General features: G+C 45.7%; 15 protein-coding genes and 1 riboswitch. Of the genes, 12 read left to right on the forward strand and 3 right to left on the reverse strand.

What is annotated here, in order from left to right:
- Window positions 1-35 precede the first annotated feature (35 nt).
- Both MHH63_RS05675 and MHH63_RS05680 read left to right on the forward strand, forming a co-directional pair.
- The gene (locus tag MHH63_RS05675; protein ID WP_076134543.1) at window positions 36-536 is read left to right on the forward strand and encodes a Crp/Fnr family transcriptional regulator; all 501 of its coding nucleotides are present in this window, start codon (window positions 36-38) and stop codon (window positions 534-536) included.
- A 315-nt stretch (window positions 537-851) separates the two neighbouring features.
- Entirely contained in the window at window positions 852-1,523 is a 672-nt protein-coding gene (locus tag MHH63_RS05680; protein ID WP_076130250.1) for a YitT family protein, read from the forward strand.
- A 255-nt stretch (window positions 1,524-1,778) separates the two neighbouring features.
- On the opposite strand, the gene trhO is transcribed toward MHH63_RS05680, so the two are convergent.
- Window positions 1,779-2,675: an oxygen-dependent tRNA uridine(34) hydroxylase TrhO gene (trhO, locus tag MHH63_RS05685; protein ID WP_076302702.1), complete on the reverse strand. Its 897-nt coding sequence runs from the start codon at window positions 2,673-2,675 to the stop codon at window positions 1,779-1,781.
- 300 nt (window positions 2,676-2,975) lie between these two features.
- Between trhO and MHH63_RS05690 the strand changes: the two genes are divergently transcribed.
- Window positions 2,976-3,770, forward strand: coding sequence for a TIGR00266 family protein (locus MHH63_RS05690; RefSeq protein WP_038572584.1), 795 nt, complete (start codon window positions 2,976-2,978; stop codon window positions 3,768-3,770).
- Window positions 3,771-4,387: 617 nt separating this feature from the next.
- Here the strand turns inward: MHH63_RS05690 and MHH63_RS05695 are convergent.
- A complete protein-coding gene (locus MHH63_RS05695) occupies window positions 4,388-4,687 on the reverse strand; it encodes a hypothetical protein (RefSeq protein ID WP_341171309.1) in 300 nt (99 codons plus the stop codon).
- A gap of 428 nt (window positions 4,688-5,115) precedes the next feature.
- Between MHH63_RS05695 and MHH63_RS05700 the strand changes: the two genes are divergently transcribed.
- From MHH63_RS05700 to metE, 8 genes are all read left to right on the forward strand, one after another.
- A complete protein-coding gene (locus MHH63_RS05700; RefSeq protein WP_340010862.1) occupies window positions 5,116-5,568 on the forward strand; it encodes an NlpC/P60 family protein in 453 nt (150 codons plus the stop codon).
- A gap of 162 nt (window positions 5,569-5,730) precedes the next feature.
- Window positions 5,731-6,432, forward strand: coding sequence for a response regulator transcription factor (locus MHH63_RS05705; RefSeq protein WP_038572574.1), 702 nt, complete (start codon window positions 5,731-5,733; stop codon window positions 6,430-6,432).
- A complete protein-coding gene (locus MHH63_RS05710; RefSeq protein ID WP_280753405.1) occupies window positions 6,429-7,436 on the forward strand; it encodes a sensor histidine kinase in 1,008 nt (335 codons plus the stop codon). The genes MHH63_RS05705 and MHH63_RS05710 overlap by 4 nt, the downstream gene beginning before the upstream one ends.
- 85 nt (window positions 7,437-7,521) lie before the next feature.
- On the forward strand, window positions 7,522-8,292 hold the full coding sequence (locus MHH63_RS05715) for an ABC transporter ATP-binding protein (protein WP_280753404.1): 771 nt from the start codon (window positions 7,522-7,524) through the stop codon (window positions 8,290-8,292).
- A complete protein-coding gene (locus tag MHH63_RS05720; protein WP_339281239.1) occupies window positions 8,267-10,216 on the forward strand; it encodes an FtsX-like permease family protein in 1,950 nt (649 codons plus the stop codon). Before MHH63_RS05715 ends, MHH63_RS05720 begins: the two co-directional genes overlap by 26 nt.
- A gap of 17 nt (window positions 10,217-10,233) precedes the next feature.
- Window positions 10,234-10,857: a DedA family protein gene (locus MHH63_RS05725; protein WP_341171310.1), complete on the forward strand. Its 624-nt coding sequence runs from the start codon at window positions 10,234-10,236 to the stop codon at window positions 10,855-10,857.
- 50 nt (window positions 10,858-10,907) lie between these two features.
- Window positions 10,908-11,768: an undecaprenyl-diphosphate phosphatase gene (locus MHH63_RS05730; protein WP_339281238.1), complete on the forward strand. Its 861-nt coding sequence runs from the start codon at window positions 10,908-10,910 to the stop codon at window positions 11,766-11,768.
- A gap of 99 nt (window positions 11,769-11,867) precedes the next feature.
- A riboswitch (cobalamin riboswitch) is annotated at window positions 11,868-12,073 on the forward strand.
- A 155-nt stretch (window positions 12,074-12,228) separates the two neighbouring features.
- The gene (gene metE / locus MHH63_RS05735) at window positions 12,229-14,532 is read left to right on the forward strand and encodes a 5-methyltetrahydropteroyltriglutamate--homocysteine S-methyltransferase (protein ID WP_339281237.1); all 2,304 of its coding nucleotides are present in this window, start codon (window positions 12,229-12,231) and stop codon (window positions 14,530-14,532) included.
- A 146-nt stretch (window positions 14,533-14,678) separates the two neighbouring features.
- Here metE and MHH63_RS05740 read toward each other — a convergent pair whose 3' ends face one another.
- Window positions 14,679-14,831 carry a DUF1540 domain-containing protein gene (locus MHH63_RS05740; RefSeq protein ID WP_076098619.1) on the reverse strand — a complete coding sequence of 51 codons (153 nt, stop codon included), beginning with the start codon at window positions 14,829-14,831 and terminating at the stop codon, window positions 14,679-14,681.
- A gap of 428 nt (window positions 14,832-15,259) precedes the next feature.
- Here MHH63_RS05740 and MHH63_RS05745 point away from each other — a divergent pair, with 428 nt between their 5' ends.
- The gene (locus MHH63_RS05745; RefSeq protein ID WP_341171311.1) at window positions 15,260-16,375 is read left to right on the forward strand and encodes a DUF4349 domain-containing protein; all 1,116 of its coding nucleotides are present in this window, start codon (window positions 15,260-15,262) and stop codon (window positions 16,373-16,375) included.
- Window positions 16,376-16,425 lie beyond the last annotated feature (50 nt).

The raw sequence follows: 16,425 nt of genomic DNA on the forward strand, positions 1-16,425 counted from the left end.
AATATATATAATCAGAAGGAAAAGGAGCGAGCGAGATGATATTACATAAGGGGGAAGTCTTGTTCCGCCAAGGAGACAGCTGTGATTTTTTATTTAAGGTAAAAAGCGGGCTGTTCAAGGTCACAAGACTTCATGAGAATGGGAACATGGTGTTATTCAACATCCTGTATCCCGGTGAGATGGTTCCCCATCATTCACTCATTTCGCCAAAGGAGGCGCATGGAACGGCAGTTGCGATGATGAAGAGCGAGGTGGAGGCAGTTCCATCAGCAGAATGGTATCAACAACTGCGGGATGATTCTGGTCAAGCGATGGAAATCGCCAGACTGCTTCAGGAGAAGGTACGGTTTATGCAGACACGGCTGGATCATCTTACTGTAGGTACACCTGCAGAACGTATGGAATTGCTAACCCGCTGGTTTAATGACTACTCTCATGGCGCAGCGCTAACAGAGTTATTGACCCAGGAAGAAATAGGACAATTGATCGGTGTAAGACGTGAAACAATCAACCGTTTGCTGCGGAGTACAGAGTGATTCCTGCTTTTTTCTGGCAAACTGTTTAGAGTAGGGTGGCTCCGTGGTATAATGTAAACAGAACTTATCAAATTAGAGAAAGGATCAGGATACCATGTGTCCCCGAAGGACGATTCCCCAAAGGACGATTTGGAAACGTTATGATCTGTCTTATACTTAGCTTCCCTGTAGAAGGTGCGTAAACCGTTGTTACTTGACGAACCGCCTCTGCGAGGGGAAGGAGTATATATATGCGAAGGAGCAATACCTCCGGTTTTACCCGTCGTAGAGGTTGGTGGGACGTCTAGCCGCCATATACGATAAGGGGAGACCTGTATGAGGAACCACAATTACGGAGTGAATGTACTGCTCCGATTGACAGTCATTTTGTTTGGAACATTTTTGCTTGCATTTACTTATTATCACATCAATTTTCAGAATCATTTGTCAGAGGGCGGATTCGTAGGATTATCGCTGCTTGGCAAATACGTATTAGGAATTTCACCTTCGATTTCAACTCTGCTTCTAGACGTTCCAGTACTCTTGATAGCATGGATGTTCAAAGGGAAAGCGTTCGTGTGCAACACTTTTGTTTCTGTAGGAGCTTTTACAATCTTCTATGGTCTCATGGAACGTTATTCCGGTTTGGTCATCAACTTGCAGGACAATTTGGCATTAGCAGCTCTTTTGTCCGGCGTACTGACAGGTTTAGGAGCGGGAATTATCCTGCGGAGTGGCGGGGCTAGCGGTGGAGACGATATTTTGTCGCTGCTGGTTAGTGAATGGAAGGGAATCAAAGTAGGTACGGTATTCATCATGATGGATGTAATCGTTCTGGCACTATCACTCTTTTATATGCCTGTTAAAGAAACGATGTATACAGTGATGGCAGTAGTCGTAGCCGGCTATGTGATCACCTTTACAACCTCTTTAGGCAAACCAAAGCTAGTGAAGGCGCCAAAGATTCAATCTACACTACGTAAACCGCATGATGGTACGGTAATGTGAAGAAGGCTGGTATAAACAGCTTATTCGGGGATATACTACATTTAAGGTCAGCCAGAGTTTCTGGTTGACTTTTTTTTGCTGGATATGACGTAATTTAAAAGGTGCAGTCCTTAGGAGCGTTGCTCGGACGTTTCGCTCATAACAAAAGGTGACGTACAGTGAAAATCCTGTACGCCACCTTTTAGTTAACTTAAGACTCACTAGTGCTCGTCTTTGAATCGTGTAGAAACATTTGCGGCCAGCTTGTCCTTTTATTTAGCCCACGGCATTCGTGATTGCTTCGCATTCGTCCGAGCAATGACCACTGTGCTGTGTTTCACAGTCCTCACAGCAAATATGCTGAAGATGACAAGCATCGTTAGCACAATTGATAAATTGGTCAGCTGGCTGACCGCAGTGATGGCAACGTCCGACAACGATATCCTCGTCGGTATGATTAATCTGTACGGAAATCCGCTCATCGAAGACATAACATTTTCCATCAAACAGTTGGCCCTGTACCTCAGGGTCTTTACCGTAAGTCACAATGCCGCCATCCAGCTGGTACACCTGTCCAAAACCTTCCTTCATCATAAACCCGCTTAATTTCTCGCAGCGGATCCCGCCTGTACAGTAGGTCAGGATTGGTTTATCCTTAAGGTCGCTCATATTCTCGCGAATCCAGTCCGGGAATTCTTTGAAGCTGTCTACTTCGGGGCGGATGGAGCCGCGGAAATGACCAAGATCGAATTCGTAACCGGTACGACCATCCAGAATCACCACATCGTCGCGCTGCATCATTTCATAGAAATCTTTAGGCGCCAGATGCTTTCCGGTAATCACGTTAGGGTCCAGTTCATCCTCGACCCGGAACGTCACGAGTTCTTTTTTATAACGAACGAAGATCTTTTTGAAGGCATGACCCTCAGCCTCATCGATCTTGAAGACGATATCGCTAAACAGAGGGTTTGCGCGCAAATCCTTCATATATTGCTCGGTTTGGGCAACCGTACCTGATAGTGTTCCGTTAATGCCTTCATCTGAGATGAGAATTCGTCCCTTTACATCAAGCTCTTTGCAGTAAGCCAAATGCTCCTGGGCGAATTGTTCTGCATCCGGCACTTTTACAAATTTATAGTATAGCAGAATTGCATATTCCGATTGTGGATTCATTCATTTCACCTTTATCATTAGAATTAGACTACTAAATAAACATTTAAGTATAAAAAGTATTGTAACATATTATCAAGTATTGACAAGAGATGTGGTACAGTAACCTGAAGAAAGCTGGAATAAATAACATTTTTCAGGGATACCGGATTAAGGTCAGCCAGAACCTCTGGTTGATTTTTTTGCTGAATATATGCGGTTTTCATGGATAGTTAGGATTTGCGAAACCGTGAATCGCAACGCACGTATATATTTTCATTCATAAGTCACATGTTGACTTTAATTATAAGGAGGAACTGCGGGATGAGTGCTCATGAGATTGATTATGCCATTATGGGTGAGGAAATACAGTGTGTAGAGGTGCAGCTTGACCCAGGAGAGAGTGTAATTGCCGAAGCCGGGAGCTTCATGATGATGGATCAGGAAATAACAATGGAGACGATATTTGGCGACGGCAGCGGAGGCTCGCGAGGAAGTGGCTTAATGGGGAAGCTGATGGGCGCGGGCAAACGTCTGTTGACAGGTGAAAGCTTGTTTATGACTGTCTTTACACACAGTGGTTCTTATGGACGTAAAAGTGTCACCTTTGCTGCTCCGTACCCAGGCAAAATCATCCCGCTCGACCTGCAGCAATACGGTGGAAAAATCATCTGTCAAAAGGATTCATTCCTTTGCGCGGCAAAGGGCGTTTCAATCGGTATTGAATTTCAGCGTAAGCTGGGTACCGGCTTTTTTGGTGGTGAAGGTTTTATTATGCAAAAGCTGGAGGGTGACGGACTTTCATTTGTACACTCTGGCGGTTATGTTATGGAACGCACACTTCAACCGGGAGAGACGCTTAAGCTGGACACTGGCTGTCTAGTCGCTATGACGTCTTCGGTGGATTATAATATTGAGTTTGTAAAAGGGGTCAAAACCGCGCTGTTCGGCGGCGAAGGCCTGTTCTTCGCAACGTTGCGCGGACCCGGCAAGGTGTGGGTACAGTCGCTGCCATTCAGCCGAATGGCCGATCGCATCCTGTCCGCTGCCGGCAACAGCGGTCGGAAAGAAGAAGGAAGCGTGCTTGGCGGGCTCGGCAATCTGCTGGATGGTAGATAAGTCTGCGTGAGCGCATTGCATAGCGTGGAAGTAGAGGATATATAGAATGTGGAGTGAGTGTGTGAAGTGCTGAGTAGGTGAGGCAGAGAGCGTGCGAAATGTGGAGTGAGCGTGGAAATGCTGAGCATATGAGGCAAAGAGCGTGCGAGATGTGGAGTGAGCGTGGAAATGCTGAGCATATGAAGCAAAGAGCGTGCGAAATGTGGAGTGAGCGTGGAAATGCTGAGCATATGAAGCAAAGAGCGTGCGAAATGAGGAACATACGAGGTATACAACATTACAAGAGGACGCGTCGTTTCAGCGGTGGCGCTATAGGGTGTGGTGAAACAAGGGCAGAAATGCCCTTGTTTTGCTGTAAAGGTTTAGTATCGCGCGAAAGAAGGGCAAAACTGCCTTTAATTTACTCGAATGAGCTAGTTTGGTGCGAAAGTAGGGCAGAAGTGCCTTTGATTTGCACGAATGAGCTAGTGTGGTGCGAAAGAAGGGCAGAATTGCCTTTGATTTGCTCGAATGAGCTAGTTTGGCGCGAAAGAAGGGCAAAAGTGCCTTTGATTTACTCGAATGAGCTAGTGTGGCGCGAAAGAAGAGTGAAATTGCCTTTGATTTACTCGACACTGTCAAATGTACGGTATAAATCCCGCAGATAGAGCCGATGGGGCACATATAGCCAAATGTACGGTATAAATCCCGTAGAATGGAGCCGATAGAGCGTATACGGTCAGATGTACGGTATAAATCCCGTAGAATGGAGCCGATAGAGCGTATACGGTCAGATGTACGGTATAAATCCCGTAGAATGGAGCCGATGGAGCATATATAGCCAAATGTACGGTATAAATCCCGCAGATAGAGCCGATGGAGCACATATAGCCAAATGTACGGTATAAATCCCTTAGAATAGAGCCGATGGAGCACATATAGCCAAATGTACGGTATAAATCCCGCAGAATGGAGCCGATGGAGCACTCCTACAGTCAAATGAGCGGTATAAATCCCGCAGATGAGCTACTCCAACAAGCAATAAGTTACTTATGTTCGATGGGATATCACCGTTCGGCGTCTGCAATATCAACTTTAAATTGTCCTCCACTACCGCTACCACTACTACTGTTACTGCTACCACCACCACTCCTGTATCTTTAAACCAATTTATAGTTTGTTAGAGCCGTAATGTGCTATGCTCATTTACGGTTTTTTATGTTTTTTAAGTAATGGTTGGCCGAAGTAGATGACCACTCAGGTACAATTGGGATAGTTTAATTGATAACTATATAATACCAGCTCATGAGTAGCAGGTTCAGGTATGATGTGTTCAACACTATATCGTACTTTGGAGGAATGTATATTGGTAATGGACGTGGAATTTGGCAAGGAAATTGAGAGTGCCATTAGTTGGGCTAAGGAGCGGCTGGGGTCGCAGGAGTATCCGCTGCGTTGTCTTGCTTTTGTTGAAGATGCATATGAAAGAAGCAATGGGATCGAAATGTGGGGAGGCAGCGATGCACGCGAATCCGCAGAGCTGTACGATGCGCACAAGAATACCGGGGCTCCGCCAGCTGGCGCGTTTGTTTTTTATGCTTGCTCAGGTTTGGTGGACGGTGAGCTTAAGGATTGGGGGCATGTAGCTTTGGCCCTTGGGAATGGCGAGGCCATTCATGCCTGGGATATAGTTAGGATAGATCACTACATGGAAATTTGCCATCTGCAAGCTGCTCCGGGCTGGAGCCAACCAGAACTTATCGGCTGGGCACCTGTAGAGAGAGTTCTTGCCGGGATTCAGAAGAAACAATGGGACTAGTTGATATCCTTAAACCTAACTTATCCAAGAACCTAGAAGGTGCCGTAAACAGGGGCTTCATGGGTTCTTTTTTCTTCCTTCCGATTTGACTAACCCTATGCACGGTGTATATATTATTTGGCAGACCCCCTTATATTGTTAAGGCTGGACCGGAGGCATGATATGTTCAAAATATTTATTATAGAAGATGACCGTGGACTTGTGGCTTTGCTACAGGATTATTTACATAAGTTTGGATATGAAACGCAGGCGGTGAGTGATTTTGAGCGGGTCCGCACTCAGTTTGAGGCGTTCACGCCACATCTGGTACTCCTTGATGTTAATTTGCCCAAATATGATGGTTATTACTGGTGCCGCCAGATTCGCGGAATTTCAACCTGCCCTATTCTTTTTATATCTGCCCGCGATGGCAAAATGGACCAAGTAATGGCGCTGGAAAATGGAGCCGACGATTATATCACTAAGCCTTTTGATTACGAAATCGCGATGGCCAAAATCAAAAGTCAGCTGCGGCGCGCCTACGGCACCTATGCCGGTGGGAATAATGAACGCACACTAAACGTTGCCGGAATGACGCTGGATGTAGAGCGGCTAATCCTTACCCGAGGCGAAGCTAAAGTGGACTTAAGCCACACGGAAGCCAAGATACTAGATGAGCTAATGCAAAAATCAGGCGTCATCGTTACCCGGGACAGGCTGCTCGAAAAAATCTGGGATGATCAAGCCTTCGTGGATGAAAATACCTTAAATGTATATGTTACACGTGTACGCAAAAAACTTGCCGCTCTCGCTATCACAGATGGACTACAAACCGTGCGCGGTCAAGGCTATCGTTTGATTCCGAATTGGGGGGATGAGGAATGAAGTTGTTATTACGGGAACAGTTCCCCCTGATCGTGGTCTATCTAGCCCAGCTAGTCCTGATCACATTAGTGTATCGGCTGGATGGAGGCAGCGGTCTGAATGTAAGTTTATATGCCGCGCTGCTCAGCACTTGTCTACTGATTGGCTACCTCGCTTACCGTTACGTCACCAATCGCACGTTCTATGAACGTTTGGAGACTACGCCCTCCTCTCTCAATGAGGCAGGTGGCCCTACACAGGATTCTCCGCTAGCCGTAAGCTTGCGAGGTTTACTGGGGTCGCAATTCCGCCTCTACAAAAATGATTTGCACAGCTACCGCCACAAATTAGAAGAGCATATTCACTTTATTAATCAATGGGTACATGGCATGAAGACGCCGTTGTCTGTCATTCATCTGATCATTCAGGATAAGGATGGTCCGCCTTTTACGGCAATTGGTGATGAACTGGATCGTCTGAAAAAAGGACTGGATACCGTGCTTTATACGGCCCGTCTGGATACTTTTGAGCACGATTTCTATGTGGAACGGCTGAATTTGGAGACCATCGTACGTGGTGTGACCTCTGAGCAGAAGCGGCTTTTTATTCGAAAAAGAGTATTTCCAGCTATACAAATAGATGAGCAGATTACCGTAACCACGGATGAAAAATGGCTCACTTTTGTCCTTACGCAGCTGATTACGAACGCTGTTCGTTATACGACTGAAGAGGGCAAACATGTTTTTTTCCAAGGGATGGTCACGGAAGATAAGCAGACTGTGCTTGAGATCCGGGATGAAGGAGTAGGCATACCAGCAGGAGATCTGCCGCGCGTGTTCGATGCATATTTTACCGGGGTGAATGGACGAACCTTCCAGGAATCTACGGGGATGGGATTATATCTCGTGAAGCAGATCTGCGGCAAGCTTGGACATGAGGTGAGTATCCGTTCCGAAGAAGGAAGCGGGACCACCGTGCGGATTGTATTTAGGGAGCAGGATATAACAAACCTTACAAATGTGTAAGGGCATTGTAAGTTTCAGAAATAGCAGCCCATGTGTACACTTTGTATAATGAAGGCAATCCAGTCGAAAGAAGGAGAGGTAACACTTGCCCATTCTAGATGTTCATAATTTATCAAAAATATATGAGGGTAAAGTGTCCACTCAGGCGCTGAATCATATCCGCTTTTCTGTAGAAAAGGGGGAGTTTGTTGGCATAATGGGTCCATCCGGGAGCGGGAAAACAACGCTGCTCAACACGCTTGCCACCATCGACCAACCGACCTCCGGTCAGATTCTGATCAACGGCCGAGATCCTAATCTGCTTAGCAGAAAAGAAAAGGCGCTTTTTCGCCGTCATGAGCTAGGCTTCGTCTTTCAGCATTTTAATCTACTGGATACGCTCACTGTAGAGGAAAACATCGTATTACCTTTGACGCTTGCAGGTGCTCGTGTCCCAGAGATGGAGAGCAGGCTGAAAGAGGTCACTACCTTGCTTGGCATCGAACATTTGTTGAAGAAGCGCACGTATGAGGTCTCAGGCGGACAAATGCAGCGGGCGGCTATCGCCCGGGCGATGATTCATCGTCCAGCGTTAATTTTGGCGGATGAGCCCACAGGCAATCTGGATTCCAAAGCCTCAGGGGAAGTCATGAATATGTTGACAGAGGTGAATAAGGGAGAAGGAGCTACGGTGCTGATGGTTACGCATGACGCAGTGGCTGCGAGCTTTTGCAACCGGGTCATCTTTATTAAAGACGGACGTTTCTATAGTGAAATGTACAAGGGCAGTAATAGAGGCGCTTTCTTCCAAAGTATTATTGATATGCTGTCTCTGCTTGGGGGAACCAGCCATGACCTTTCGGCAATTCGCTTATAGGAATGTAACACGTAATAAACGCAAATATGCCGCTTATTTTGTCGTCAGTGCTTTTTCGGTGATGATCTTTTTCGTGTGCGCTTTGTTTATTTACCATCCGGATATTTCAAAGAGCTTAATTTATAGTACGGCGGCTCATACGATGATGGTGGCAGAGGCAATTATTTATGTCTTTTGTTCTTTGTTCGTACTCGTATCCGTTGGATCCTTCCTGCAGTCGCGCAAGATGGAGTTCGGAATTTTATTGATGCATGGAATGACGAAGAGACAGCTGAACACCATGGTTTTTCTGGAAAATATGATGATCGGCACCTCTGCCATCCTGACAGGTACCCTTCTCGGGTTACTTCTGGGCAAATTATTTTTGATGATCGGATCTACTTTTTTGGGAATTCCCCTGTTAACCTTTCATCTCCCATGGCAGGCACTTGTGCTTACGATCTGCAGCTTCGTGTTATTGTTTTTTCTGATATCGCTTTGCACCTTTGTTTTTATCGGCAATGAGTCACTGATGCGTCTGTTTCAGGGAGAGCGTAAGGCAGAAGAAGAACCCAAAGTATCCTTTGTATTATCTATTATTTCTGCTGTACTGCTGATCAGTGGTTATTATATGGCGGCTACTGCAAAAGCTGCTTCCGTAGAGAAAGTCATGTTTCCGGTCGTTGCGATTACGGTTATCGGGACGTATCTCTTTTATACCCAGCTAAGTATTTGTTTGGTTAAGCTGCTTAAGGACATTCGGCGCTTGTATTGGCATCGTACGAATATCATCACTTTATCCGGTTTGTCCTACCGCTGGAAAGAGAATGGCCGGATGTTTTTTATGGTGACGATTGTATCCGCAGTCTCCTTCACTTCCGTAGGGGTATTTGCATCGATACATACACTTTCCAGAGAGCTGAAATTGGATTATCCCGCAGCAGTGGGTTATGTAGCCAAAGGAAATCAGACGGGTGTACCCTTTGATCAGCATCTGAACGAAATTAAGGAAGAGCTCAAGACGCACGGACTCCCTTATGAAGCGCTTAGTATCCCGATTAAATATGCTGAGGTCGAAGCTCAGACTGGACCCGATCGCACTTTACGCCTTCCCTTGATTGCTTTCAGTGATTATAATCTCGCCCTGCAACGTGCAGGTTTCACAACGGCTGAGCGTGCTCTGGTGGGCAACGAAGGTCTGGTGATGATTGGTTCGCAGCGGGATCGCAGTTTAACAGAAGGCAGAGTAAAAGCGGTCTATTCCTTGCAGCAAGGACTTGCCATTAAAGAAATAGGTTATACCGAGCAAGTCCCCATTGCCGAATATTTATTGCCGGAGCTGGATGGTAGAGATGGCGGGGATTTTAGTGGTGTCGTGATCAGTGATGAGCTCTACAGCGCTATTGATCCCGTGCAGACGGATCTTTATACAGGTTTTTATGTAGAGGATTTTCCGCAGACGGTAGGTATCGCTGCTGATCTTGCCCATAAAGGCAAACAGTCCTATGAAAGTGATTCTCCGTATGCGATTGTGATCAGCGGCACGCTGTTTGAGCTTCAGAAAACATTGTATAACACAATGCTTTTTGCTTCCTTGCTGGTGGGTACTGTCTTTTTTATTGCGGCAGGCAGCTTTCTTTACTTCCGGTTATATACCGATCTTGATCATGATCGCAATCAATATTCCACTTTGTCCAAGATGGGGCTTACGGATAAAGAACTCAATCGAATAGTTACGATTCAGCTGTCTTTGTTGTTTTTTGTGCCGGTCGGAATAGCTATTTTACACAGTGTGTTTGCCTTTATTGCGCTTCAACGGTTGTTCTACTTATCTATCGCAACGGAGACAGGCGCGGTGTTACTCGGATATTTGGCTGCTCAAGGACTATACTTCTTTTTTATTCGCAGCCGCTATTTACGCAACCTGAAGAAGAACTTGATATGAGAAATGGGGGTAACAAGATGCAAGCATGGATTACAGATTTTATGGAGCAGTTTGGTTACTTCGGTATTTTTCTGATGCTGGCCTTTGAAAATATATTTCCACCAATTCCTTCAGAAGTGATCCTGCCCTTTGGAGGATTTATGACCACTACGACGAGCTTAACGATCCCTGGTGTAATCATTGCTGCCACGGCTGGATCACTACTGGGTGCAGTAATTCTCTATTATATTGGCCGATTATTGGATGTGAGCCGGTTAGAGAAGCTGGTTGAACGCTGGGGGGTCCTAATTCGCGTCACTAAAAAAGATATCCACAAGGCTGACGCCTGGTTTGATAAATATGGCTATTGGACTGTATTGTTTTGTCGGATGGTTCCGCTGGTCCGCAGTCTGATTTCGATTCCGGCGGGAATGTCGGGCATGAAATTTGGAGTATTTATGATCTTCACAACGATTGGCACATTGGGATGGAATTTGCTGCTTGTGCTTATTGGCGCGGCATTGGGCGAATCCTGGGAAGACATTGCCATGTACATGGATGTGTACTCCAATGTAGTCTATGTACTAATTGCTGGCGGATTAGTTATCCTTGGGTTTCTGTACTTCCGCAAACGCAGCCGGAGAATGAACACTGAGGGCTAAGCGGGTAGAGGACTGATAATAGAAATGACTATTAAAAAGGAGGGAAACACATGGAGCTATTAACGATTATTAAAGCCATTATTTTGGGGCTTGTTGAAGGTTTAACCGAATTTGCTCCAGTATCCTCCACGGGTCATATGATTATTGTTGATGATATGTGGCTGAAATCACAGGAGTTATTTGGACAATATACGGCAAATACCTTCAAAGTAGTTATTCAACTGGGTTCAATATTAGCGGTTGTTGTGATTTTTAGAAATCGGTTCATTGATTTGTTAGGCTTAAAGCGTTTCAGCCGTAAGCAGTTGGATCCTGTAACAGAGGAGCTACCGCAGTTGGAGCAGAGCGGGCACCTCAAGCTGACTCAGGTTCTGGTAGGGTTAGTGCCTGCAGGTGTGTTAGGTGTTCTGTTTAATGATTATATTGATGAGCATTTATTCTCTACCTCAACGGTGTTAATTGGTCTAGTGATAGGGGCTGTATTAATGATTATTGCCGATCTGTTTGGGCCGAAGAAGGTCAGAACTGAGAGTGTAGATCAGATTACATACAAACAGGCACTTGGTGTAGGTCTTGTACAGTGTTTTTCGTTATGGCCTGGATTTTCACGCTCGGGCTCGACGATTTCTGGTGGCGTACTCCTCGGGATGAGCCATCGTGCCGCTGCTGATTTTACGTTTATTATGGCAGTACCCATCATGGCAGGTGCCAGTCTGTTGTCACTGATGAAAAACTGGCAATATTTCACCATGGATGCATTGCCGTTTTTTATCGCAGGCTTTATTAGTGCCTTCCTATTTGCGCTGTTATCGATGCGATTCTTCTTAAAACTGATCAATCGTATCAAGCTCTTACCGTTTGCTATATACCGTATAATTCTTGCTGCTGTAGTATATTTCGTATTTTTCTAAGTCCGTTATAAGGAATCGATATAACAGAAGCCCCAGTAATCTATTGCAGATTGCTGGGGCTTTCACGTATGATGACATCAGATTAAGACACTCAAATGATGAATGATATCGGAGACAGGTGCTGACCGGAAAATAGTAATTCGGTAGGCTTAATAGGGAAATTCGGTTCGAAGCCGATGCGGTCCCGCCACTGTAACGGAAGAATCTCGAGCAACAGAGGTCACTGGCAATTTACTTCTGCTGGGAAGACTGCTCAAGATGTTGACGCCGCTAGCCAGGAGACCTGCCTGTTTCAACAGCACTGCTTCACCTACGGAAGATAGGGAGGTGTTAGACGTTAACCATGGGTATATCATGGGCGTCTTTCCCTTTGACTTTTTTAGGGAAGGGCGCTCTTTTTTATAGGAAAGCAAGTAGCTTTGGAGTTTGAAATAAGAGATGGAAGAGGGAGTGTATCGAGATGACGAATAAAGTAAAAGTAAGTAATCTTGGATATCCGAGAATCGGAAAGAACCGCGAGTGGAAAAAGACACTGGAAGCCTACTGGCAGGGGAAAATAAATGAAGAGCAATTCCGCTCCGAAATGGCAGCAATTCAGCTGCAGCATTTGAAGACCCAGCAAGAGGCAGGAATTGAGCTTATTCCGGTGAATGATTTTACTTTTTATGACCATGTGTTGGATACGGCTGTTATGTTTGGAATTGTACCTCCACGGTACACGTATGATGGCGGCGACATCGGGCTTGATCTTTATTTTGCAATGGCCCGTGGTAATACTGAGGCTACTGCCTGTGAGATGACCAAATGGTTCAATACGAACTATCACTATATCGTTCCAGAGATCGGCACACAAACACCACGCCTGACTGAAAATAAACCTCTAGCGGCTTATCGTTTTGCTAAATTGCAGGCAGGGATTGAAGGTAAACCGGTACTTTTAGGTCTGTATACCTTCCTTAAGCTGTCCAAAGGTTACGCAGCGGCAGATATCGCCAAGATTGCTGCACGTTTTGTTCCAGTCTATGTTCAACTGCTACAGGAACTGAAGCAAGAAGGGGTAAGCTGGGTACAAATCGATGAGCCAGCGATTGTTACAGGCATAAGTAAAGAAGAATTAACACTGCTTAACTCGATATACACAGAAATTGCCGGCTCCGTGCCGGGCTTGAATATTATTTTACAGACGTATTTTGAAGCTGCTGAACCGTTGGAGGCACTGCTAGAGTTGCCTGTTCAAGGCTTGGGTCTTGACTTTGTGCACGATGGTGGAGCGAATCTGGCTTCTATCGAACGTCTTGGTTGGCCGAAGGACAAATGGCTGGGTGCCGGAATTATTGATGGACGGAACATCTGGCGTTCCGATTTAGACGCTAAGCTGCAACTGGTAGAAAAGCTCAGTGTTCATGTGCCGCTTGATCGTCTTATTCTTCAGCCTTCTTGCAGTCTGCTGCATGTCCCAGTCACCGTTCAAGGTGAGGTGAAGCTGAAGGCGACAGTTAAGAATGCGTTAGCTTTTGCCGATGAGAAGCTTGCAGAGCTTAGTCTGCTCGGAGCAGCCCTCGCAGATAAAGGAGAAGCTTCTAAAGCAGCGCTGGCCGCTAGTCGTGAAGCTATTGCAGCATTCCGCGCACTACCTGAGCGTGGCCGTAAGGATGTGGCGGAGCAAGTGCTTGCACTTGCAGCTTTGCCGGACCAACGCAGTTTGCCTTTTGCTGAACGCTTAAAGGTGCAGCAAGAGAAATGGCAGCTTCCACTTCTGCCAACCACTACAATTGGTAGCTTCCCGCAGACAGTAGAAGTGCGTCAGGCGAGATTGAAATGGCGTAAAGGGGTCTGGAATCAGGAGCGTTATGATGGATTTGTTCGTGAGCAGATCGCGGATGCAATTACCTTCCAAGAAAAGCTAGGTCTGGATGTTCTGGTCCACGGTGAGTTCGAGCGTACAGATATGGTGGAGTTTTTCGGAGAAAAGCTGGACGGATACTTGTTTACTAGTAATGGCTGGGTTCAATCCTACGGCTCCCGTTGCGTTAAGCCACCGGTGATCTACGCGGATGTTGCATTTATACAGCCTATGACTGTTAAAGAAAGTGTCTATGCACAATCGTTGACGAAGCTTCCGGTTAAAGGAATGTTGACGGGTCCTGTAACTATCCTCAATTGGTCATTTGTACGTGATGATCTCAGCCGGGAAGAGGTAGCCAATCAAATTGCTCTTGCCCTTCGCCATGAAGTAAAAGCGCTAGAAGATGCAGGCATCGAAATGATTCAAGTGGATGAGCCGGCTATACGTGAAGGACTTCCGCTTAAGGCAGAAGACCGTGAGCATTACCTGAACTGGGCAGTGAAGTCGTTCCGCGTTGCTACGAACCATGTGAAGGCTACGACACAAATTCATACGCATATGTGCTATAGCGAATTCAATGACATGATCGATTCCATATCGGCTATGGATGCTGATGTAATCTCCATTGAGACTTCACGTAGCCATGGGGAGCTGATTATCAGCTTTGAGGAGCAGGCCTATGATAAAGGAATCGGTCTTGGAGTGTATGACATCCATAGCCCGCGGGTTCCGGCTGTAGAAGAAATGACGGCGAATATCGATCGTGCGCTGCGGGTGCTGGACCCTGAACAGTTCTGGATTAATCCGGATTGCGGTCTGAAAACACGTGGCTGGCAGGAGACAGAGGATGCACTACGTAACATGGTAAGCGCTGCTGCTATTGCGAGGGAAAAGTCAGGGGTTATTGCATCAAAATAGATATAAATAAATTAGAGCCAGGATAATTTACCCTGGCTTTTTAGTTCACTTATTTTTTTATAATCAGCTACTTGATAATAATTCTCAATCTTGTTAGAATGAAAAAGAAAAAGAAGGAACCGTGGAGGGTCCCTTCAGGCATTTACTTATTTACTTTCGAAAGTTTTGCAATCTGTTTCTTCTGCGCGTTTTGGTTCTTGGGAGCTGTGGAAAGCTACGAAGATCGATTCAGCGCTGCATTTGTTCTCTTCTGCCCAGTGGGTGCAGGAGTTAACTTCACAAACTACGTCTTTTGCCATGAGGGTTCACCTCCCCTTATAGTAATTGATAGTATCATTCAATGAACGGCTCTGTTTAGCAAGGTGGAGCTTGTCTCAACAAAGCCGTGTCACGCCCTCATTCATTATGAATAGAGGGTATTTGGCTTTTTTTACTAGGTTAGACGTGGTAATTGTACCAAATAATGAGTTTGTAAGCAAATGAGTTCTTTAACTTTCGGGTCACCTTCCCACATCAAAAATATGTCCAATAAGAGCCGCAGAAATGCGGCTTTTTGTGTATTCAACATGAAAGACCAAAAGAAATTTACCGAAATTCCATATTCCAGTGCAACCTTCCAAGTTTTGGGGCGTTATAGAAATGAGAGACGGAAGAGATCTGTACAGAACATGACATTCCGTAACGTTACAATGCTAGGGATAACCACTACACTTTTGGAGGAATGAGAATGCGCAAATGGGGTCTGCATTACTTATGTTTATTAATTCTTGCGGTGGTATTGGCAGGTTGTGGCTCGGGTGATAACAATTCGGCGGCAGACAAATTAGCTGGTGACGGCGGAAATACGAGTAATTCTGCTGCAGCAACCACTGAGCAATCTTCGAAAGCTACATTAGCGGATAAGAGCACCTCAGCAGAAGCTGAGACAGCAGCGGGAGGCAACGAAGCCCCAGTTGAAAAAGGTTTGACATCAGAGAACACGGATCAAGGGAACGCGGGATTCACAGGCAGTGATGTCGTGGAAGGATTGAACAAGAAGCTAATCTATCATGCCAATCTGACTATGGAAGTAGAAGATTACGGTAAAGCTCAGACTGAAATCCGCGACATGGTAACGATGGCTAAAGGATATATTATAGAGTTTAACGAAAACATGTCGCAATATGAGCAAGGAGGGACGTTTATCCTTAAGGTGCCTGCCTCCGGGTTCTCTCCTTTTCTGAATAATTTGGAAAAAGTAAAACACGAATCGCTACAGCGCAGTATTCAAGGTCAGGATGTCTCGGAGGAGTATGTTGATCTGGAGTCGCGTCTAAAGGCAAAGCAGTTAATGGAAGCTCAATACACAGAGTTTATGAAAAAAGCAACGAAATCAAGTGATCTGGTCGCCTTTGCAAACGAGCTTGGTTCGATTCAAGAAACGATTGAGCAGATCAAAGGCAGAATGCGATATATAGATCAGAACGTATCTTTTTCAACGGTAGAGCTTAGAGTGTACCAGACGGATGAGAGCTTAGCCGTGAAGGAAAAGGCAGAGCAAGGTCCATTGCTAGAACGGGCATCGGATGCTTTAAAAGGAAGCCTGAACGCACTATCTGTTATGTTTCAGTGGATTTTTGTAATTCTTGCAGGTGCATTGCCGATTCTAATCGGTGCGGGCATTATTTTAGTCATCGTTTGGTTTGCCCGCAAAAATATCCGTGCACGACGGGAGCAGCAGACCCAGCGGATACGGCAGGAAAATCGGGAACTGAACAAGGCGGTACTCCCTGGACCAGCAGAGCCAAAGGTGACAACCTCAATAAAGGATAAGAAAGCTAACGAGGACGAGAATAAAGAATAAGCTCCTATGAATTAAAAAGCCTCCAATTCATGGTATACCGTGAATTGGAG

The organism is Paenibacillus sp. FSL H3-0310, assembly GCF_038002785.1.
Taxonomy (GTDB): Bacteria; Bacillota; Bacilli; order Paenibacillales; family Paenibacillaceae; genus Paenibacillus_AQ; species Paenibacillus_AQ odorifer.

What these genes read in the sequence shown, in the direction of transcription:
- MHH63_RS05675 (WP_076134543.1), top strand. Translation starts at nt 36, where the DNA reads ATGATATTACATAAGGGGGAAGTCTTGTTCCGCCAAGGAGACAGCTGT.
- MHH63_RS05680 (WP_076130250.1), top strand. Translation starts at nt 852, where the DNA reads ATGAGGAACCACAATTACGGAGTGAATGTACTGCTCCGATTGACAGTC.
- trhO (WP_076302702.1), bottom strand. Translation starts at nt 2,675, where the DNA reads ATGAATCCACAATCGGAATATGCAATTCTGCTATACTATAAATTTGTA.
- MHH63_RS05690 (WP_038572584.1), top strand. Translation starts at nt 2,976, where the DNA reads ATGAGTGCTCATGAGATTGATTATGCCATTATGGGTGAGGAAATACAG.
- MHH63_RS05695 (WP_341171309.1), bottom strand. Translation starts at nt 4,687, where the DNA reads ATGTGCTCCATCGGCTCTATTCTAAGGGATTTATACCGTACATTTGGC.
- MHH63_RS05705 (WP_038572574.1), top strand. Translation starts at nt 5,731, where the DNA reads ATGTTCAAAATATTTATTATAGAAGATGACCGTGGACTTGTGGCTTTG.
- MHH63_RS05710 (WP_280753405.1), top strand. Translation starts at nt 6,429, where the DNA reads ATGAAGTTGTTATTACGGGAACAGTTCCCCCTGATCGTGGTCTATCTA.
- MHH63_RS05720 (WP_339281239.1), top strand. Translation starts at nt 8,267, where the DNA reads ATGACCTTTCGGCAATTCGCTTATAGGAATGTAACACGTAATAAACGC.
- MHH63_RS05725 (WP_341171310.1), top strand. Translation starts at nt 10,234, where the DNA reads ATGCAAGCATGGATTACAGATTTTATGGAGCAGTTTGGTTACTTCGGT.
- MHH63_RS05730 (WP_339281238.1), top strand. Translation starts at nt 10,908, where the DNA reads ATGGAGCTATTAACGATTATTAAAGCCATTATTTTGGGGCTTGTTGAA.
- metE (WP_339281237.1), top strand. Translation starts at nt 12,229, where the DNA reads ATGACGAATAAAGTAAAAGTAAGTAATCTTGGATATCCGAGAATCGGA.
- MHH63_RS05740 (WP_076098619.1), bottom strand. Translation starts at nt 14,831, where the DNA reads ATGGCAAAAGACGTAGTTTGTGAAGTTAACTCCTGCACCCACTGGGCA.
- MHH63_RS05745 (WP_341171311.1), top strand. Translation starts at nt 15,260, where the DNA reads ATGCGCAAATGGGGTCTGCATTACTTATGTTTATTAATTCTTGCGGTG.